Below are 19,148 nucleotides of genomic sequence, written 5' to 3' on the forward strand. Positions count from 1 at the left end.
CTTACGCCCGCCACGCTTGCGTACCGTCAGCTTCTCCTCCCGATAGAGCCGGAAGAGCCGCTTGTGGTTCACAAGGTGACCCTCACGCCTGAGCAGCACATGAAGGCGTCGATATCCAAAGCGGCGACGTTCATGCGCCAGCGCCTTCATCCGCTCGCGAAGGTCATGGTCATCGCTGCGCCTGGTTTCGTAACGGATCGTCATACGGCAAAAGCCCATGGCTTTACACGCCCGCCGTTCGCTCATCTGGTGGTGATCCATCAGATGAGCGAAAGCTTTCCGCCTTGCTGCGGGCGTCACCACTTCTTTCCCAAAAGGTCTTTCAAAGCCGCATTGTCCAGCATCGCATCTGCCAGGAGCCGTTTCAGCTTCGTGTTCTCGTCTTCCAGCGTCTTCAGTCTCTTGGCTTCGGATACGTCCATGCCGCCGAACTTGGCCTTCCACTTGTAGATGCTGGCATCGCTGACGCCGTGCTTGCGGCAAAGCTCCGAGACCGGCGTGCCAGCCTCGTGCTCCTTCAGAATGCCGATGATCTGTTCTTCTGTAAAACGATTGCGCTTCATTCCCTGGTCCTCTCAATGGGCCAGAGCTTACTTCAAAATGGATTATTTCAACGGGGCAAGGTCATACGGAGTAGCGGGAATATCTAAGGATACACAACGTCGTTTTTTTCGTCTCTGCTTCAAAACACCTCTAAGCAAGTTCGAACCGAATTTGCTGCGCACCTTCCCAAAGTGTCTTGTTACCCAGCACGGGCAAATTTTCGAGGTTAGACGTGACGGTGATGAAGTGGTTGCCAGCGAGCTGTCCCATTTTGGACGAGAAATCGACACCGCCATAAGCGAGCAAGATTTCGGTCTCGCTGATACCGCCGGGATAAAGGATGATATGACCGGGTGCGGGATGGCTCGTGTGGTTTTCGTAGCCGACGCCGAAATTATAGTCTCCAAGTGGTACCCATACGCCCTCCCCCGACCAGCGAACATGCACGATCTGGCCTTCAAAGGGCAAACGTTCAATAAATGCCTTGCAGGTCTGAGGGGCTTTTTCTGTTTCCAGCACGGCATCGAAAACGAACGGGCCAGCGGTGATTTTCAGTTTCATAAATTCAGGTCTCCGAATTGCTTAGATAATTTTAGCGCTTTGGGTGCGGGCTGAGCGGTAGGTGCCATCGCCCTTTTTCCCGATGAGCGCGCCGTCACGAACCATCACCCGACCGCCGAGGATGACGGTGGTCGGCCAGCCCGTGATCTCGATACCTTCATAGGGCGAATAGTCAGCACCATCATGCAGATCGGCATGGCGTATCGTGCGATTGATGGTCGGGTCCCAAATGGCGATGTCGGCATCCGCACCGATCGAGATCGTGCCTTTCTCCGGGTAGAGCCCGTAGGTCTTTGCATGATTGGTCGCCGAAAGCGCGACAAAGCGCGGCAGATCGATGCGCCCCTTCATAACCCCTTCTGAAAAAAGGATCGGCAGACGCGTTTCGACACCGGGGATACCGTTTGGAATATGACGAAAGCTTTCAAGTCCCTTCGGACTACGCTTGCCGCGTTCGTCATCGTAGCGGAACGGGCAGTGATCCGAAGAGAAAAGATCGAAAATGCCGGTTTCAATACCTCTCCAGCAGTCCTCCTGAGCAGCCTTGTCGCGGGGTGGAGGAGAGCAGACAAATTTCGCGCCTTCCCAATCCATGCCGTCTAGATCATTGGCCGTCAGCATCAAATATTGAGGGCATGTTTCGCCAACCACCTTGAGACCACGAGATCGAGCTCGCGCGATTTCCTCCATCGCTTCGCCGTTGGAGACATGGACAATGACAATTGGCACATCAACGATTTCGGCAAGTGTTAGTGCCCGGTGTGTCGCCTCGCGTTCAACGGCCACCGGCCGAGTAGAGGCATGCGCTCGCGGAGCAACGTCACCCTCCGCCTCGTGCCTTGCAATCAGAAAGCGGATAGCATCTTCATTTTCGCAATGGACCATGACAGTCGCGCCAGTCGATCGTGCAACGTCCAGCGTCTTGAGGATTTCTGCATCGTTGAGCCGAAGCCCCTCATAAGTCATGAAGACTTTGAAGGAAGAATAGCCGTCAGCAGCCAAAGCCGGAAGCTCCTGCCCAAGGAGACTATCCGTCGGATCCGAAACGATGAGGTGAAAGCTGACATCGGTATAGCAGTTGCCCTCGGCGAGCTCGTGATAAGCATTAAGCGCCTCGCGCATCGGCTTATCCTTCTCCTGCAGGCAAAACGGCATAATCGTCGTATTGCCGCCGAAAAGGGCAGAACGGGTACCGCTTTCGAAATCGTCGGCCATGACGATGCCATCTCCCGAGGGCTGGGAGATATGGACATGGCTATCAATGCCACCCGGCAAAACATATTTGCCGCTGGCGTCGATTGTCTGGGCAGCGCCGTCAAGCTTCTCGCCGATCTGTACAATTTTACCGCCGAGAATGCCTATGTCGGCTTTGAAGATGTCGGAGGCGGTCGCTATGGTACCACCTTTCACGATTAGGTCGAATTCGGTCATATCAAACTCTCAATGATGGAGGATCTTGCTGAGAAAGGCCTCTGTGCGCGGATTGTGACGATTACTGAAGAAATCTTCCGTTGCTCGGTCCTCGACAATTTCGCCCTGGTCGATGAAGATCATCCGTGTCGCGACTTTGCGTGCAAAACCCATTTCATGGGTAACGACCATCATCGTCATGCCTTCACTGGCAAGGTCGGTCATTACATCCAACACTTCGGAAATCATTTCGGGATCGAGGGCTGACGTCGGCTCGTCGAACAGCATGGCTTTCGGGTTCATGGCAAGGGCCCGGGCTATCGCCACGCGTTGCTGCTGTCCGCCGGACAATTGACCTGGATATTTGTGGGCGTGCCCTGTCATCCCCACGCGATCCAGAAGATCCATCGATCGCCTTTTGGCAATGCTCTCGCTGCGATGAAGAACGATGCGCTGTGCAAGCATGATGTTGGCTTCGATTGTTAGGTGCGCAAAGAGTTCAAAGTTTTGAAACACCATACCAACACGAGAACGAAGATCAGGAAGATCAGTGCCGGGATCATTGACTTCGATGCCATCCACTCGGATCGATCCTTCCTGAATGGGCTCCAGCGCATTGACACATTTGATCAGGGTCGATTTGCCAGATCCGGACGGCCCACAGACCACGACGACCTCACCCTTGGAAACACTCGTTGAGCAATTCTTGAGAACGGCAAAATTGCCATAGTATTTCGTGACGCCGGTGATCTCGATCATGACCGAACTCCCTGAAAGCGGTTGATGGAAAAGGCCGACAAATCGCGCCCGGAGTCTCGGCCAAGGACGAGATTGGCCGTGAGTTGGCCGATGATAGGCCCAAGCGTAAAGCCATTGGATGTGACTGCATTAAAGAAACCGGGCACACCTGGATGCTCTCCAAGGATTGGCGCGCCGTCGATGTTGATGTTCATGGCAGCCCAACTGCGGATGACGTGCAGTTTTCTGAGACCTGGGACAACGTGCTGCGCCACCCAAAGATTGCCCTCCAGGCTGGAAAACATCGGGCGAGGATGGCTGTGGACAGGATCGAGACCAGCCGTCCAACCACCGCCGATCAGAAAATTGCCATTGGCAGCCTGCTTGAGCGTCAGATGACGGTCGGCATGGGCAACCAGATGCGAGACAGCTGGCGCGGCGGCCTCGGTCACCACCATCTGCAGCGGCGCCCCGAACACGGGAATGTCCAGCCCCAGCATTGCCCCTACGCGCGAAGCAAAAGCACCGGCAGCATTCACTATGCGGCCTGCCCGTAGCGGACCCCGCGAGGTTTCGATGATAAATCCTGACCCTTCGCGGCGGATCGACAGCACTTCGGTACGGTCCAATACGCGAGCACCAGCGGCCAAAGCGCCATCATGTACATGTCGCGTCGCGACAAGCGGGTTGATCTTCCCTTCCATTGGGCAATAGGCGGCGCCAATCATCAACGGCGAAAGCGCGGGCTCAAGCTTTCGCAAGTCTTCGGCGCCAATCACATGGCAATCGATGCCGTTTTCGCGCTCAACTCGAGTCTTCTCCTCAAGGAAGCGCATGTGCGTTTCGGTCTCGGCAACCATCAGGCCGCCGGTGATCTTCATCTCAAAATCGCGACCGAGCTTTTTCTCCAGCATCTGCCATAGCTCAATGGAGTCCCGCTGCAACGGAAGCGTTCTTGCGGCTGGCCCTCCACCTGCTTCTGCGCGGGCTCCGTGATCGAATGACAACAATTGCGCATGTAGGCTGCCAGCATTCCCGCCCGATGCCAGCCCGCCAGGAAAGCCACGTTCCAACACCACGACATCTTCGCCAGCTTCTGCCAGAAACAAGGCGCTCGAAAGTCCGGCAATCCCCGCGCCGATGACAACGGTGGACGCTTTTCTCATCGGTAGCGGTTCGGAATGGTGCAATGGCGGACGTGCGGGCAACAGTGCTCGTTTATGTCCTCCCCACTCCGGCTTCTCAATCGCAAGTGCCGCAAGCGGCACCGGACGTAGTGGCATCTGCGGTGCAAGCAGGCCGTCGGTCTCGCTCATGGGTCGGCCGGTCAATTCTGTGAGCGTCCGGCCACAGTAGCGGCTTTGGCAGCGTCCCATCCCGGCACGGGTCAGGCGCTTCATTGTTGCGATGTCCAGCGGACCCTCAACAGCAAGACGCTTGAGGGTATTGATTGCAACACTTTCGCACCGGCAGGCGAGCGCGGTGTCTGCGAGTTCCAACGGTGTTGGCGCTGGCGCAAACAATCGCCAAAGCGCTGCTTGAAACGCTTTGGCGCGCGCAAGTTTTTTCTTTGCTGTGGTGTCTGTCTGGGGCTTCAGGCCAAGCTTGGCGGCAATTGCCAGACCTGCAAGCCTACCTTCAGCCATTGCCAGGTGGGCGCCACCAAAACGCACTGCTTCGCCGACAATATGGATGTGAGGCAGCGAACTTTGACCATCTTCGGCACAATCTGCAGTGAGCGCGCCATCTTCAGTTACGCGATGGGCACAACCGAGCAATCGTGACAACTCGTTGGATGAGGTAAAATGTCCGCCTAACAAAACGGTATCGACTTCGATGGTTTCGTCGCCCCCAACATCCGAAACCGTCGCCGCCTCTACTCTGCCATCACCTTTGATGTCCGAAATTTGCGCGTTCCAGGCGAGCCTGACGCCTGCTCGCTCAAGTCGAGCGATTTCTTTCATGCCTTTCAGGGCAAGTGCCGCGTCATGGCGAAAAACACTGAATGCTTCGACTGGTCTGCTCCATGGCGAGCCTGCCTGCTCCACAAGACAGACGACGTCACCGCCAGCCTTGAGGATCTCGCTTGCGACCTGAAAATTGAGAGGACCGTTCCCGGCAATCAGAATGCGCCGGCCAGGAAGCGTGCCATAGCTGCGAACCAGGGTTTGTGCAGCCCCTGCCGTCATGACGCCTGGCAGCGTCCAACCCTTGATGGCCGGCGGTCGCTCAAAAGCCCCGGTGCCGATGACAAGCATCGTAGGTCGGCAATAGAAAACACCATCATGGCCCAGGCAGGAAATTACTGCTCGTCCATCTTCTCCGTGAGCCGCGCCCCAGACCGTCACGCCTGACAGAATGGTCACGCCAAGCGAACGTACTCTTTCGATCAACGCAGCCCCATCTGCGGCCTGCCGGTCAGCGTTGAGCGCCAGGCGTGCTGCATCCGTGTTAGGCTGCTTGAAGAATTGGCCGCCCGATGTGTGCCGCTCGTCCACCACAGTTACAGAGGCCCCGGCTTCTGCCGCTGCCACCGCGGCAGCGAGACCACCCGGCCCCGCTCCAATGACCAGCAAGTCCATTTCGAACTCAGCAAGTTCTGTTGGGACAGACCTCAGGTCGGCGAGGTCAGTAGAAGTGATATCGGGACGCGCCTGCTGACGAGCGACGCGCATGCCGTCTCGGACAGGCGTCATACAGGCGCGCTGGCTGGTGCGGCTATCGACAGTTACAAGGCAATCGTGACACACACCCATGCCACAAAAAAGACCACGCTTCTTCCCGGCTGCATCAGTGGAGAAGTCGGCTCGATCCAGCGCGGTCAGCGCGGCGGCAACCGAAAGGCCCGGATCGACACGATGCGCAACGCCATCGAAATAGACGGTCACGCCTGCATCCTGGATGATCGAACCGGGCATCTGTTTTCTCCGGCTCAGTTCTGCGAAAAGCTTAAGCCGAAACGCTCGACCAAAGTCTTCATCGCGGCATCCTGATCTGATGGCAACGGCAGACGCGGTGGGAGCGGCGATCCTGCGGCAAATCCCATGTGATTCAGCAGGGCCTTGGAACCAGCGACATAGGCCTGCCCACCGACCGCCTGGATGATGGGAAGCCACTCCAGATAAAGCGCACGCGCTTCATCGTACTTCTTCTCATCGGCTGCTAGTGTGAAGATACGTGACATTGCTGCTGGCGCCACATTGGATGCAACGGCTACCCAGCCCTGCGCACCCATGACGAAAGATTCAAAGCCGAGAATACCGCCGAAAGGAGTCAATTTGTCACCAGCCAGGCGAACGATATCGCGGATACGCGTGACTTCTAGGGTCGATTCCTTGACATAGTCGCAGCCTTCAATCTCGGCGATGCGAGCGAGAAGTTCGGGCTTCATGTCCACATTCGACGTTGCAGGGTTGTTGTAGACCATGATCGGAATGGAAATCGAGCGGGCGATGGTTTGGTAATGTGTTACCAGTTCGTCGTCGGTTGGCGTCGAGTAGAATGGCGGGATTATCATCACGCCATCCGCGCCCAGTGCCTCGGCCTTGCAGCTCAAGCGAACCGCTTCACGGGTATCTTCAGCACCTGTTCCGATCAGAACTGGTACGCGCCCGGCGGCGCTCTGGATGACCGTGCGGGCGACGTCGTCCCAATCCTGATCGGATAGTGAAAGGAACTCTCCTGTCGAACCAAGAGGAATGAGTCCATGGACGCCCTCCCGGATCTGCCAATCCGTAAAAGCAGCGAGTGCTGGCAAATTGACTTTCCCATCTGCGTCGATGGGAGTGATCATCACGGTAAAGACACCACGAAACGGCTTTGGCATGCAGTAAGTCCTTTATTGAATATCAGCGCTTTTCGCTGAGCTGTAGCGGAGCTGTGGACTGGCCGAAGCGCCTTTCGATACGCCGCTGCACAAAGTCCCAGAGGGTCGTGAGAAGAAGATAATAGATGGCAGCCACGGCGAAGAGTTCGAGCACCATGAACTTTTCCTGGATCAGCACCTGGGTGCGCCGTAGCAGTTCCTCCATTGAAATGACGGAGGTAACGGATGTCGTTTTCAGCAGACCATTGACCGAGTTACCAAGGGGCGGGATGATGACCTTGAACGCCTGCGGCATGACGATGTGGCGCATGATTTGACGCTCGGTCATGCCTAAAGCTCTCGCCGCACGCGCTTGTCCTGCAGGAACTGCCTCGATGCCGGACCGGATGATCTCCGCCAGATATGCTGCTTCGTTCAAAGCCAGTCCGATCAACGCGGCTTGTACAACGGAGAACTTGATCCCGAGCTGCGGTAATGCGGTATAGAGCACGATCAATTGCACGAGCAGCGGCGTGCCACGGAACAGCCAGATATAGAACCACCCGATGCACCTGATAAGCCTTAGCTTGGATCGGCGCATGAGGGCCACGACAAAGCCGAGTAGTAGGCCGAACACAAGTGAGACGCAGGTCAGCCAGATCGTGGTGACAACACCTCCGAGGATGAAGGGATTGACGAGATAGTCGAAGAAGCCAGACCAGTTCCAGTACGACATGGAGGGACCTTTAATGCTAAGGAGATGCCGGACGAGCCGGCATCCATCAGAATGATGAACCGCTCAGATCAGCGGCCTGGACCCTTGACTGAGTAGTCGCCTGCGATCATCGGCAGGCCGTAGCTGTCGAAAAGTTTTCCCAACGAACCATCTGTCTTCATGTCTTTGAGGACGCCGGATACCGCGTCTGCAAGTTTCGCATTCTTGAACGCAACGGCAACCGGTGCTGGATAAAGACCGCTGACGGCACGACGAAAATCGCCACGGCTATCATATTCCTTTGCGACACCATCGATTGAGACAACACCCTCGACTTGACCGGCGCGCAGCGCCTGGAAGGCTAGCGCGAAATTATCGAAGGTCTGAATGACGAGCCCTGTTTTGCCGGCGGCTTTGAGTTCAGCGTCAAGAGCACGGGTCTTCGTTTCTTCGAAGCCGCCGAGCTCGACGCCGACACGCAGACCATCAAGCCCATCCTTGTCCTTCACCGTCGTATTGCTCGTCGCCACCGAAACGCTGATGGCCTGATCCTCGTAGGGGATCATTTGCATGATGGCCGCGCGCTCTTTCGTGAAGAATATTCCAGTGTTGATCATATCCCATCGGCCAGCCTGAAGACCGGGGATCATCGCCGAGAATTCGATACGGACATATTCAGGCGTAAGGCAAAGCCGCTTGGCGATTTCTTTGCCAAGTTCGACCCGCATGCCTTTGAGCTCCCCGGTGGAATCGACGAACTGCATCGGCGGTAATGTTGGATTAACCGACATTGTCAGCGTCCCAGGCTTGACCAATTCGGAATCGGGAATCTTAGGCGTGCAGCTCTGCGCAAACGCCGACGCTGCCGTGGAGAGTAATAGAAGGGAGGCAATGGAGATGGTGCGGAATGACATGATGACCCTCTGGTTTTTTCGATCTTCTTGTGGACCTGAACAACGATGCTTGTTGATTTCGCATTCATTTGGTATACCACTTTCATACACAATCATTTGCCGTATGCAACATCTTTCCGCCAAGGCAGTCAAAAATTGAAATATCTGAGGTTTGGGATAGGCTGGCTCGGCTCAGTACGTCGAAAGGACGTTCTCGCGCACCCGTTCAAGATGCAACGTCATAGCCACGCGGGCGGCATCCGCATCGCGGTCCATCAGTGCTTTTACGATGCCCTGATGGTCAGCAAGACCCGGCTTCCGCTGGGCGAGTTTTCGCTGGCGCTCGAAGATCGTGGTGTAGCGCCTCATTTGCAAGATGGTGTCCGCCATGAAGGGATTTCCACTGGCATCAGCAATGCCCTGGTGCAAAGCATCATCGAAGTTCCATACGAACTCGGGATCAGGATCTGGATCCAACTCTATGTCTCGAAGCATCGCAGCGAGGTCTGCGACTGTCTCAGCCGTTATTCCCTTGCACGCTTGCGCCGCCGCACTTGGCTCAACGAGCATTCGCATCGCCACGCTGTTCAGGTAGTCGGACAGGGTGACGATACGCACCGTGAGAACGCCCTTCGCGTTGCGCGCAAGAAGCCCCTGCCCTTCAAGACGTCCCAACGCATCACGCATTGGCGAACGAGAGACGCCCAGTCGCGCCGCAAGCCTGCGCTCCTGCACCACAGCACCACCCGCCATTTGCGCGGAGAGGATTTCCCCGAGCAGTGCAGAATAGGTCTCATCTGCAAGGCTTCGTTCCGCCGTGACCTGACCGTTCATGCGATTGACTCCCCGGTAGTTGACAATATCGAGCGGTATGGACCATGGCTGAAAACAAGAAAAGCCTTTGGGGCAACATCAACTGGGAATAGACCAATAGCTGCCTGGAGGCTGATGCGCTTTGACACAAACAGACACTGATCCTGGCATAGGAAAACGGTCCAAAGACGCAGGCCACAAGCTTGCCGCCCTCGCGTATAACGCTGTTTCTGACATGATCCGCCACCGTCGTCTTGGAGGCGGCCACGTTATCATCGAAGCGCAGCTTGCCGAGATGCTCGGTGTGTCGCGCACGCCCCTGCGTGAAGCTTTGCAGCGGCTGGAAGGTGAAGGCTTGGTTCACAAAGGCGACGGCCGCAACTACGTGGTGCGACACGTCGATATCGGAGAATACATCCAGAGCCTGAAGCTACGTCTGTTGATCGAACCACACGCGGCTGTACAGGCCATGCCAAGCATACCCGGTCGCAAACTCGTCGAGGTGCGGCGCGAAATTGACGAGCTTATGGGCGCTACTGCGTACCATACGGATGCCCACTGGTTTTCAGACGACCACTTGCATAACCTGATAATCGACCATTGTGGCAACGAAGTTATGGCAGGTGTTTTACGCAATCTGCGAGCCGCCACGCGCCTCTTTGAAATCGGCCAGTTGAAAGACCGCCTGACACCAGATTCTACGGAACATCTTGCCATCATCGACGCCTTGCAGCGCAACGACCCCGGCGCGGCGTTTGAAGCAACGAAAGCGCACATTGAGAGCCTCATTGAGTTTGCGCGAATGCACCTCATCACCAATGAGTGAGCTTTCTCTGTAAAGCACGCTACATGCGGCGGCCTTGCGTCTTTCTAAGTACTTGGGCATGGGGATTGGCGATTGGTTGGAGAGATCAGAAACGCGAGTGGACAAAAGTGAAGGCAGCGATGATACACCGCATGTGTTTTTCAAATTGTCCTGAAGTCAAATCATCTCCTGAATGTGCCCGCTATCGCCGCTTGAGAAGAACTTACGTGCTTTATAGGGGTATTCCGCCTTTCCTGCTCGGATCGTTGTGAAACTTGGAACGCGATGTTTCTGCAAGGTGACAACGCAAATGAAGTCGAGTACGTCCGCCGCCGGGCATCGAAGTGTAAAAAGACCGGAAGCTTATCGCTCCACCTCCGTCGACCGACCTCTCGATTACAGTTCTGCTGCGACCTTGTTCAATGTGGGTACCTTCTAAGCGTCGATGAAACGAACGACTTCCTTCTCAGTTGTCGCCCCTCTCAGGAAGAAAGCCAAAATACACCGTATCTCGCACGAGGATGGCGATCATCAAATTCGGTTACGAAAGAGCCCCACTGAGATGACGAGGGCTCTTACTTACTTCTTGTGGCCATTAGTGAGCGTTGCCGAGCTTTCTGATCGCTTCCACGTCCTGCGTGGTTACCGCAGAAGCTTTGTTCGTCCACGCGTTGCGCAGGAAGGTGGCAAGCGTTGCGATCTCCTCGTCGGACAGGCGATCCTCGTAGCCCTGCATTCTCACCTTCATGGGGCGTTTTTCAGTTGAAGGAAGCTCTGCACCATGGAGGATCACGCTAATCAGGCCTTTGCTAGACTTCGCTGTCACCAGTGAGTTTCCGTCAAGTTCCGGGAATATTTCCGGCGCACCCTTACCGTTCACGAGGTGACATCCACCGCAATTGTCCAGATAGAGCCGCGCTCCGAGCGGCATGTCAGGTCCAGCGCTCGACAAGAGTTCTTCCGTCGGCGTTGGCGCGTCGGCCGATTTTGCGGCCTGTTGTCCAGGCGTCCCGATCTTCGTCAGGAAGCTTGCTATCGCCCGATTGTCATCTTGCGTCAGGTACTGAGTGGAATCGCGCACCACCAGCATCATTTCTCCTGTTGCCGTTGAATGAGCGTTGCGAGCGGTGGCAAGATAAGCTGCCGTCTCCTCGACTCCCCATTTTTGTGGACCGCTGCTAGGGCCTCTGAGATCCGGAGCCGTGTAGTTGTCGATTTCACCACCCGAGAGGAAGCTCTTGTACGTCTCGTCGATACCATCCTGCGTCATCAGCACCGAGCGTGGGCTGTGACAGGCGGCGCAGTGACCCGGCCCTTCGACCAGATATTTGCCACGGTTAAAAATGGCGTCTTCTGCTGTGTTGGGTGCAAATCCGGCTTCGCCACGCAAAGCAACCCAGTTCCATGCACGCAGACCAAATCGCATATTGAAAGGAAATGCGAGTTTCGTTGGCTCGACTTTATTCGAGACAGGCTTCACCTCATGCATGAAGTAGTCGTAGAGCGAAACTACGTCTTCTTCCGTTAGCTTGCGGTAATTCTCATACGGCATGGCGGGATAAAGATGCGTGCCGTTCGGCGTCACACCATCATAGAGAACGGCACGAAAATCGTCGAGCGTATAGCTCCCGATACCGGTTTCCTTGTCAGGCGTGATGTTGGTGGTCCAGATTGTTCCCATCGGGCTCTGGATCGCACGACCGCCTGCAAAGGGTGTTCCACCCTCATTCGTGTGACAGGCCATGCAATCGCTGGCACGCATGAGGTATTCCCCACGACCTTCTGCTGGCTTGAAATTTGCTGCCAGTTCAGCAGTTGCTTCCGTGCGCTGAACGGGCACGAAAATGAAGGCGAGAAGACAAGCAATGCCAACGAGGACGAGAGCGGCGAGAACTTTGAGAAGCGTTTTCATGGTGGCACTCCTCAAACTAGTGGCCGTGGGTTGGGAAGGTAGTCCTTGCGGATATGCTCAGCTGCCCAATAGGCGAGACCACCCACCATGCCGGTGGGGTTATACTGCGTATTCTGCGGAAATGCCCCGGCGCCAAGAACGAAGATATTGTGCTTGTCCCAGGCCTGAAGGTACCGGTTGACCGCCGATGTCTTGGGATCGTCGCCCATTACGGAGCCGCCGACATTGTGCGTGGTTTGATAGGGCCTGACATCATACATGGCACCTTCCTTCTTGAAGCCTTCCTGCATGGATGTCGGGTTGAGAGCCTTCGCAATCGGCTCGATCTTCGACTTCATGAATTGGGTCATGCGAATGTCATTGGCATTCCAGTTGAACGTCATGCGCATCAAGGGACGCCCGTGCCGGTCCTTGTAGGTCGGATCGAGATCGAGGTGATTGCCACGATAGGCCATATGGGACCCGTGCGAACCGATGGACATGGAGTGCCCGTACCATTCACCCACGGCCTGCTTCCACTTTGCGCCCCAGCTTGGGGTGCCTGCTGGAAGCGCCATGGAGCGGATCGGTTGACCATTCGATTGCCCGGCGGAGATGTAGGAGCCGCCAATGAAGCCTTCCCGACCGAAATCGATGTTATCGATACCGAAATCATCGATGGTCATGCCATTGGCACCAGTGCCGATGAATGGATTGAAAACCTCGTCCTTGAAAAACAGCGTGTAGCCACCATTCATCTGATAGGCATAGTTGCGGCCGGTAACGCCTTCTCCCGTATTGGGATCATAGGGCTGCCCGATGCCGGATAGCAGCATCAGGTGAACGTTGTGCAGCTGATAGGCAGCCAGAATTACCAGATCGGCAGGCTGGAAGACTTCCTTCTGCGCCTTTTCGTCGAAATAGGTCACGCCGGTCGCGGTCTTGCCATCCGGTGCCATTTCGATGCGCAACACTTCGCATTCCGTGCGATATTCGAAATTCGGCTTGCGCTTCAGGGCGTCAAGAATGGCGGTCTGCGGCGAAGATTTCGAATAGTTATAACAACCATAACGCTCGCAGAAGCCGCAATGATTACATGGGCCCATCTGCATGCCGTATTCGTTGACATAGGCTTGCGACGCTATACCGCCGGGGCGCGGAAACGGATGGTAGCCCATGGATTTAGTGACTTCACCGAACTTGGCTCCGTCCCAGGTCGTCGGCATAGGCGGCATGGGATAATCGCGGGAGCGTGGAGCCTCGAACGGATTACCGCCTTCGATCTTCTCACCCTTGATGTTACCAGCCTTGCCCGAGATGCCTGCAACCCGTTCGAAACGGTCGAAATAGGGCTCGAGCTCGTCATATGTGACCGGGTAATCCTGAATGGTCATATCTTCGGGGATAATGGTCGCCCCCCAACGTTCCTCGACATAGGATCGAAGACGATATTCTGACGTCATAGGACGCCAGTTGAGCCCGTTCCAGTGCGTGCCGGCACCGCCGACACCGATGCCCGGAAGGAAGGAGCCGAGGCTGCGATAGGGCAATGCCACCTCGGTCTCGCTCCGACGGATTGTCACTGTCGAGTTGCGCGGCTTTTGCATCATGCCGAGACGTACGCCGTATTTCAGCTCATCGATCATCTCAGGATATTGGAAATTGGGAACGGTATTCTGGTCATGACCGCGCTCGAGCGCGACGATCTCAAGCCCGTCCTGCGCAAGCTCCATGCCGAGGATCGATCCGGTCCAACCAAGACCGACGATGACGACATCTTTTTTCTTTTCAGTTCTAGCCATCGTTCATGCCCTCTCGCCGGAGATCGAAACCGGCCCCAGCGGATATTTGACGTTATGTTTGAGAACCCATTCCTTGTACGATCCACGCGCGCCGGGGAAACCGATATAGGTCCACGCCTGCATTTTATGGTTTCCGCCATACAGTGGATCGGCGAAATAACCCTCTTTGGTGTTTCCAAGCAGAATGGAGAAGAAATCGCGCATTTCCGGATGAAGCTTCATTTCGTCTTTCTGAAGCGAGGTAAGCGCCTGATCCTGCGTCGCCTCATCCAGCTCCGCGAAAATCTTCCCATGTGTCGTGCGACACCATTCGTCAAATACCGGGATGGCTTGTTGATAAATCTGAAGCGGCGTCAGCGGTGTCTGCCAGCCACGCAACGGACTTGCGTCGGCCTCATGAGGACCTTCCATATACCAATCGGCAGCGCGACCGAAATCGCCAGCCAACTGCATATCGATAAAGACCGGGACACGTGTTTCGATGGCTCCGGGGCCCTCGCCCTCGGAAGGGATCAATCTTGCTACCGCTGCCACTACGAAAGCCCACTCGCTGGGCTTGAGACAGATAGGCGTGTACGCATCCAGCGCGACCGGCTCTAGTTGCTCCTCAGCCTTCAGCGGCACGGCTGCGAGTCCAGCGACTGCAGCACTTGCAGCGGACGCTTTAAGAAAATTTCGACGTGAAGGACGGCCTGGAAGGTCTCTCATAGGCAACTCGCTTTGTGACGGGCATCACTTGAAAATTGTTGTTTAGATCCATCGGGAAATGAGTCAGGTGGGCCGCTGCGGTTTATCGTCGCAGCGAAATCAGCGCAAGTTCACTTAGAACAAAAATCGTTCGTTTGTCGATTCGTGAGAATCTGGTTCCGTAATTCTTCTAAAATAAGCAACAATCTTTAAGACGCCTAGCGAAGCGTTCCGATCTGAAACCAACATACCCAAAGCATAGAGTATCTGTCTGACAACCATGCGGTACAACGTCAGATCGGCAAGTAGGCGGACTCACAATGCCCTCCGGCACGCGCTTCCAGAACGCGAATTGAGGCGCGCTGACGCCCAGAAGGCGCAACAGCATCCACCTCAGGAAGCTCGCTTTAACGCTCGCTCCTTATTGACTGGGGCGCTTTAGCGTCTGTTTGATATTCATCCGTTACCCCAGCGATTGCTCCTTACTGGAATGCAAAGCACCAGGCATGACGTTTTCAGGTATTGGGCAGACATAAGGGTCGTCGCCCCTTGCAGCTTTCCATTCTGCTGTTGCCTTGGCCAACAGACTCGGAGATGTTGCCAAATCAAGGCCCGTCGAAGCAAGAGCTTTAGCAGCATGCACCATTGCCTTATGGGCTGCACGGCTTCTGCCCTGCGCCACGACTTGCCATGTATGAGGGTTTGTTCCTATCGCCCAAGTTGGCGCCCAGCACTGTGCGGTAGGTGTCACACGGCTGACGTCGCCCACATCGGTAGATCCTGCTCGAAAATGGGAGTGCCCTTCGAAAGCACGCAATCCCAAATGTAGCGGCGTCGATCCGTCAATCTTCTCGTTGGAGAAGACATCATCCTTGATCTGATAAAGTTTGATGCTGCTCTTGATCGCTTCCTGCGTAAATGTGGCTTGGATTTTACGGGCGAACTCCATGTCTGCCTCATCAAACGGCACCGGCCCAATCGCCATCAGATTTTCGTGGATTGCGTTTTCAAGCGTGAGGTTCGGCAGCAAGTTTGTGGCGGCGGTGTCGAACACGATCTCCACCTCAGTTCCGGTCATCATGGCGGCACCGCGCGCGACCTGATCCACGCGCTCGGCCAGTGCCAGAGCCTGGGACATTTCGGGCGCGCGAACGAGATAAAGCACCTCTGCTTTTGCCTGAACCACGTTAGCGGCACGTCCGCCTGCATCGGTGATGGCATAATGCACGCGGCAATCCTGCGGCATGTGCTCGCGAAGGAAGTTGACACCGACATTCATCAGTTCGACGGCATCGAGAGCCGACCGCCCAAGATGAGCCGCATTGGCGGCATGCGCGGCAGTGCCTTTGAACCTATAGTAATACTCAAGTACCGCGAGGTTATTTGTCGATCTGACGCCATTGAATGGGGCTGGGTGCCAGGTCAGTGCGGCGTCCACATCGTCGAAGGCACCTGCCCGCACCATGAAGGTTTTTCCGGAACCGCCCTCCTCTCCAGGGCAACCATAATATCGAATTGTCCCCGGCAGACCGTTAGCCTCCAAATGTCTTGCCAGCGAGATTGCCGCGATGAGAGACCCGACTCCTAATAGGTTATGGCCGCAGCCGTGACCGCTGGCGCCCGGCTCACCTTCCCGTTGCTCATCGATGTCCGAAAGCTGGCTCATGCCTGCAAGAGCATCATATTCGCCAAGGAATGCGATGACAGGTTTGCCATGCCCGAATTGGCCGACAAATGCGGTTTGCATTCCCGCGATGCCTTCCTCAACGGAGAAACCATGTTGCTTCAATGTCTCAACAAGAAGTTTGGCTGATTTATATTCGTCGTACTTCAGTTCTGCCAGATCCCATATTTGATCACTTATGGATGTAAAATTAGGAGCTAGGTCGTCGATCGATTGCGTTAGTGATTTCAGGGCTGATTGATCTGGCATGCTGTTCCTCGAGACAAAGCGAAACCGGCACCGCGCATCGATGATGGCAGAGGGCTTCTGTGCATATGAAAGGCAACGCTTATTCGCCGTGCCTAATGACTGGATTATTTACCGACCGACACTTCCCAAAGCCGCGCGTTGGATTGCCAGACCGGCTGACCCTCAAGCGACTTGGTCGCTCCCCAAACGTCGATCATGTCGTAGAGGAAGATGCCTGGCATATCCTGCAACATGAGCTCGTGGAACTGGTCGAAGATTGCCTGACGCTTCTGCTGGTCGATTTCCGCATAAGCAGCCTTCATCAGTTCGATCGCCTTCGGATTATCCCACATGAGCGAAGCGTTCTTGTCCTTATCGCCCACATAGAAGCTGTACATCAACGCAGGATCGAGACGGGGTGCGACGGATTGCGAAATGATCTGGTAATTGCCAGAGCGGCGGCGATCAACCTGCGTTGCATAATCCAGAACTTCGATCTGCACGTTCAGACCGATCTGCTGCAACATCGCCTGAGCGATGACGGCTGCCGGGAAGCTGGGTACATTGCCACGCTTGTTGGCGATGATGTTGATTTGCTCACCCTTGTAGCCGGATGCTTCGAGTTCCTTTTTCGCCGCATCAAGATCGTAAGGAAGACGCTTCTTCTGTGTCTCGCTGAAGTAGATAGAGTCCGACGCCACCATCGAGCCGTTGGCCTTTCCGGTACCATTGGAGGCCGCAGCAACAAGCTCGTCCATGTCAAGCGCCATCGCGATTGCACGGCGAACCCCGGGTTTGCTCATGACGGGGTCGCGGGTCTGGATGTAGAAGAGGTTTTTGCCGTTGTTCTGCGAAATAATGACCTTGGCCTTTTCGCTCTTCTCAAACTCCGGAATGAGATCAGGCGAGATTTCCGCAGTGTCGAGCACACCCGATTGGAGACCTGCCTTCACAGTGGATGCATCGGGGATGACCATGAACTTGATGCCATCCACCAGTGGTCGCTTCGAGCCGACCATGCCATCCGGTTTGCCGTCATTAGCCGGAGACTGGTACTCATCGAACTTGGCCAAGTGGATGTATTCGCCCTTCTTCCACCCATCCCATTTGAACGGACCAGTTCCGATTGGCTTATCGAATGCACCTTCAGCGTTGAGGGAGTCTTTCGAGATCATGCCTGTGTAGCCGCACTCCGGCCGCGCCATCAGGCCGAGGAAAACCGCGGAGGGCTTATCGAGCGACATCGTGACGGTATGCGCATCGACAGCCTTGATCGCTGTCACCTTCACCGTACCGCCGTCGAAATCCTTGATGCACGTCCACTTCGTGGCGGGGTCCATGTATCGGTTCCAGTTCCAAACGACGTCATCCGCGGTCAGCGGCTTGCCATTGTGAAACTTGACGTTCTGGCGAAGCTTGAATGTGTATGTCAGACCATCGCTCGAGGTTTCAACACTTTCCGCCAGCAAAGGCTTTACTTCGCCGTTGTTGGCGTAGCCCACGAGCCCTTCGACGATATGAAGGATGACGCCATCCGTATTCCCATCCCGGTTAACGCCGGGGATGTTGCTGCGAAGATCCGAGCTCTGCGCAATCACGATATCGCGCGCGTGGGTCGCGCCTGAAAGCGCCATCAATATAGTTCCAGCAAGAAGTAAGCTTTTCATTTTCTACCCTCTGTTATTGTTGGTCTTAATGCTGTTGGCTCAAGCTCGAAAATCATCCCAGCAGACGCGCGAAAGGCGTCCGATGGTTTCGAGAGACATGGTGTATCCCGGTGTTCCATCCGGCATCTCCTGCGGCACCTGATCCGTGAAAGCGGTGATGATGTAGAGCGGTTGACCATCGCTGTAGACGATGCCCGCATTCATCCGGCCGCGCTTCCCTGTGCCGCCCTTGTGAGCGACGACCGTACCGAACGGCAGACGCGAAGGAATGGCGTATCGCAGAATCTGATTTTTCAGTGTCTGCAAGGCGTAGGCACTCAATTCTTTGGAGACGCCCAACCGCTTCGAAGCCTCTTCGGAACCCTGAGCATCGAGAATGGACTGAAGCAGGAACATTTGATCGCGCGCCGTCGTCGTCGTGACGGACTTTAAGGAATGATCGGGCGACAGAGCGAGCGGCGGGATCAGAAAGCGGTGATGCGTGCCTTCCATGCCGATTGCCTTGCAATAGCTGTCCACTTCATCCAGCGTCAGGCGCTCAAAGACCATCTTGGTGCAGACATTGTCGGAAAGCACCATCATGCCGGTGATGGCATCGCGAAGCGAAATCACGATCCCCGGCGTCAGATAGCGAAACATTCCGCTTGCGACTTCTTCGGCAAAGCGCGCCTCGTAGACAATCTGCTCATCCAGATCGAGCCTGCCATCTTGGACCGCGCTCAGGGCAGCCATCATGATCGAGGTCTTGCGGGTGCTGGCAGACGGAGTTTCCTCATCCGCTCCGCGTTCAAATATCTCGCCATTGCGCAGGTTCTTAATGCTGAAGCGCGTGACGAATGGCTGTCCATTACAGATCGCGTTCAGCCTTTCGGCGGTTGATCCGAGGTTGCCGGATGTCATGGGTGC

General features: G+C 55.7%; 15 protein-coding genes and 1 pseudogene. 1 reads left to right on the plus strand and 15 read right to left on the minus strand.

What is annotated here, in order from left to right:
• The 9 genes and pseudogenes from ACQZ5M_RS20675 to ACQZ5M_RS20715 all read right to left on the minus strand — a co-directional run.
• Positions 1-563 (minus strand): annotated as a pseudogene (locus ACQZ5M_RS20675) (transposase); the annotation flags it as partial.
• A 130-nt stretch (positions 564-693) separates the two neighbouring features.
• The gene (locus tag ACQZ5M_RS20680) at positions 694-1,104 is read right to left on the minus strand and encodes a DUF3830 family protein (RefSeq protein ID WP_449080757.1); all 411 of its coding nucleotides are present in this window, start codon (positions 1,102-1,104) and stop codon (positions 694-696) included.
• 21 nt (positions 1,105-1,125) lie between these two features.
• Entirely contained in the window at positions 1,126-2,535 is a 1,410-nt protein-coding gene (gene hydA, locus ACQZ5M_RS20685) for a dihydropyrimidinase (RefSeq protein WP_449080758.1), read from the minus strand.
• 9 nt (positions 2,536-2,544) lie between these two features.
• Positions 2,545-3,273 carry an amino acid ABC transporter ATP-binding protein gene (locus ACQZ5M_RS20690; protein WP_449080759.1) on the minus strand — a complete coding sequence of 243 codons (729 nt, stop codon included), beginning with the start codon at positions 3,271-3,273 and terminating at the stop codon, positions 2,545-2,547.
• Entirely contained in the window at positions 3,270-6,170 is a 2,901-nt protein-coding gene (locus ACQZ5M_RS20695) for an FAD-dependent oxidoreductase (RefSeq protein ID WP_449080760.1), read from the minus strand. Before ACQZ5M_RS20695 ends, ACQZ5M_RS20690 begins: the two co-directional genes overlap by 4 nt.
• Before the next feature lie 14 nt (positions 6,171-6,184).
• Positions 6,185-7,078 carry a dihydrodipicolinate synthase family protein gene (locus ACQZ5M_RS20700; RefSeq protein ID WP_296097163.1) on the minus strand — a complete coding sequence of 298 codons (894 nt, stop codon included), beginning with the start codon at positions 7,076-7,078 and terminating at the stop codon, positions 6,185-6,187.
• Between the two features lie 22 nt (positions 7,079-7,100).
• Entirely contained in the window at positions 7,101-7,793 is a 693-nt protein-coding gene (locus ACQZ5M_RS20705) for an amino acid ABC transporter permease (protein ID WP_449080761.1), read from the minus strand.
• 68 nt (positions 7,794-7,861) lie between these two features.
• Complete coding sequence (locus ACQZ5M_RS20710) at positions 7,862-8,686, minus strand: ABC transporter substrate-binding protein (protein WP_296097165.1); 825 nt, start codon at positions 8,684-8,686, stop codon at positions 7,862-7,864.
• Positions 8,687-8,857: 171 nt separating this feature from the next.
• Complete coding sequence (locus ACQZ5M_RS20715; RefSeq protein WP_296097167.1) at positions 8,858-9,499, minus strand: GntR family transcriptional regulator; 642 nt, start codon at positions 9,497-9,499, stop codon at positions 8,858-8,860.
• 121 nt (positions 9,500-9,620) lie between these two features.
• Between ACQZ5M_RS20715 and ACQZ5M_RS20720 the strand changes: the two genes are divergently transcribed.
• A complete protein-coding gene (locus ACQZ5M_RS20720; RefSeq protein WP_153310389.1) occupies positions 9,621-10,304 on the plus strand; it encodes a GntR family transcriptional regulator in 684 nt (227 codons plus the stop codon).
• A gap of 574 nt (positions 10,305-10,878) precedes the next feature.
• Here ACQZ5M_RS20720 and ACQZ5M_RS20725 read toward each other — a convergent pair.
• The 6 genes from ACQZ5M_RS20725 to ACQZ5M_RS20750 all read right to left on the minus strand — a co-directional run bounded on the left by ACQZ5M_RS20725 (position 10,879) and on the right by ACQZ5M_RS20750 (position 19,142).
• A complete protein-coding gene (locus tag ACQZ5M_RS20725) occupies positions 10,879-12,195 on the minus strand; it encodes a c-type cytochrome (RefSeq protein ID WP_113265121.1) in 1,317 nt (438 codons plus the stop codon).
• Positions 12,196-12,206: 11 nt separating this feature from the next.
• On the minus strand, positions 12,207-13,976 hold the full coding sequence (locus ACQZ5M_RS20730; protein WP_449080762.1) for a GMC family oxidoreductase: 1,770 nt from the start codon (positions 13,974-13,976) through the stop codon (positions 12,207-12,209).
• Between the two features lie 3 nt (positions 13,977-13,979).
• Positions 13,980-14,684, minus strand: a complete 705-nt coding sequence (locus ACQZ5M_RS20735; protein ID WP_113261162.1) for a gluconate 2-dehydrogenase subunit 3 family protein — start codon at positions 14,682-14,684, stop codon at positions 13,980-13,982.
• A gap of 442 nt (positions 14,685-15,126) precedes the next feature.
• The gene (locus ACQZ5M_RS20740; RefSeq protein ID WP_449080763.1) at positions 15,127-16,596 is read right to left on the minus strand and encodes a M20 family metallopeptidase; all 1,470 of its coding nucleotides are present in this window, start codon (positions 16,594-16,596) and stop codon (positions 15,127-15,129) included.
• Positions 16,597-16,700: 104 nt separating this feature from the next.
• Complete coding sequence (locus tag ACQZ5M_RS20745) at positions 16,701-18,242, minus strand: ABC transporter substrate-binding protein (RefSeq protein ID WP_113265123.1); 1,542 nt, start codon at positions 18,240-18,242, stop codon at positions 16,701-16,703.
• 39 nt (positions 18,243-18,281) lie between these two features.
• Complete coding sequence (locus tag ACQZ5M_RS20750) at positions 18,282-19,142, minus strand: serine hydrolase (protein WP_296020765.1); 861 nt, start codon at positions 19,140-19,142, stop codon at positions 18,282-18,284.
• Between the last annotated feature and the right edge of the window lie 6 nt (positions 19,143-19,148).

The sequence above is a fragment of the Rhizobium sp. 22-785-1 genome, assembly GCF_053521965.1.

What these genes read in the sequence shown, in the direction of transcription:
- ACQZ5M_RS20680 (WP_449080757.1), bottom strand. Translation starts at nt 1,104, where the DNA reads ATGAAACTGAAAATCACCGCTGGCCCGTTCGTTTTCGATGCCGTGCTG.
- hydA (WP_449080758.1), bottom strand. Translation starts at nt 2,535, where the DNA reads ATGACCGAATTCGACCTAATCGTGAAAGGTGGTACCATAGCGACCGCC.
- ACQZ5M_RS20690 (WP_449080759.1), bottom strand. Translation starts at nt 3,273, where the DNA reads ATGATCGAGATCACCGGCGTCACGAAATACTATGGCAATTTTGCCGTT.
- ACQZ5M_RS20695 (WP_449080760.1), bottom strand. Translation starts at nt 6,170, where the DNA reads ATGCCCGGTTCGATCATCCAGGATGCAGGCGTGACCGTCTATTTCGAT.
- ACQZ5M_RS20700 (WP_296097163.1), bottom strand. Translation starts at nt 7,078, where the DNA reads ATGCCAAAGCCGTTTCGTGGTGTCTTTACCGTGATGATCACTCCCATC.
- ACQZ5M_RS20705 (WP_449080761.1), bottom strand. Translation starts at nt 7,793, where the DNA reads ATGTCGTACTGGAACTGGTCTGGCTTCTTCGACTATCTCGTCAATCCC.
- ACQZ5M_RS20710 (WP_296097165.1), bottom strand. Translation starts at nt 8,686, where the DNA reads ATGTCATTCCGCACCATCTCCATTGCCTCCCTTCTATTACTCTCCACG.
- ACQZ5M_RS20715 (WP_296097167.1), bottom strand. Translation starts at nt 9,499, where the DNA reads ATGAACGGTCAGGTCACGGCGGAACGAAGCCTTGCAGATGAGACCTAT.
- ACQZ5M_RS20725 (WP_113265121.1), bottom strand. Translation starts at nt 12,195, where the DNA reads ATGAAAACGCTTCTCAAAGTTCTCGCCGCTCTCGTCCTCGTTGGCATT.
- ACQZ5M_RS20730 (WP_449080762.1), bottom strand. Translation starts at nt 13,976, where the DNA reads ATGGCTAGAACTGAAAAGAAAAAAGATGTCGTCATCGTCGGTCTTGGT.
- ACQZ5M_RS20735 (WP_113261162.1), bottom strand. Translation starts at nt 14,684, where the DNA reads ATGAGAGACCTTCCAGGCCGTCCTTCACGTCGAAATTTTCTTAAAGCG.
- ACQZ5M_RS20740 (WP_449080763.1), bottom strand. Translation starts at nt 16,596, where the DNA reads ATGCCAGATCAATCAGCCCTGAAATCACTAACGCAATCGATCGACGAC.
- ACQZ5M_RS20745 (WP_113265123.1), bottom strand. Translation starts at nt 18,242, where the DNA reads ATGAAAAGCTTACTTCTTGCTGGAACTATATTGATGGCGCTTTCAGGC.
- ACQZ5M_RS20750 (WP_296020765.1), bottom strand. Translation starts at nt 19,142, where the DNA reads ATGACATCCGGCAACCTCGGATCAACCGCCGAAAGGCTGAACGCGATC.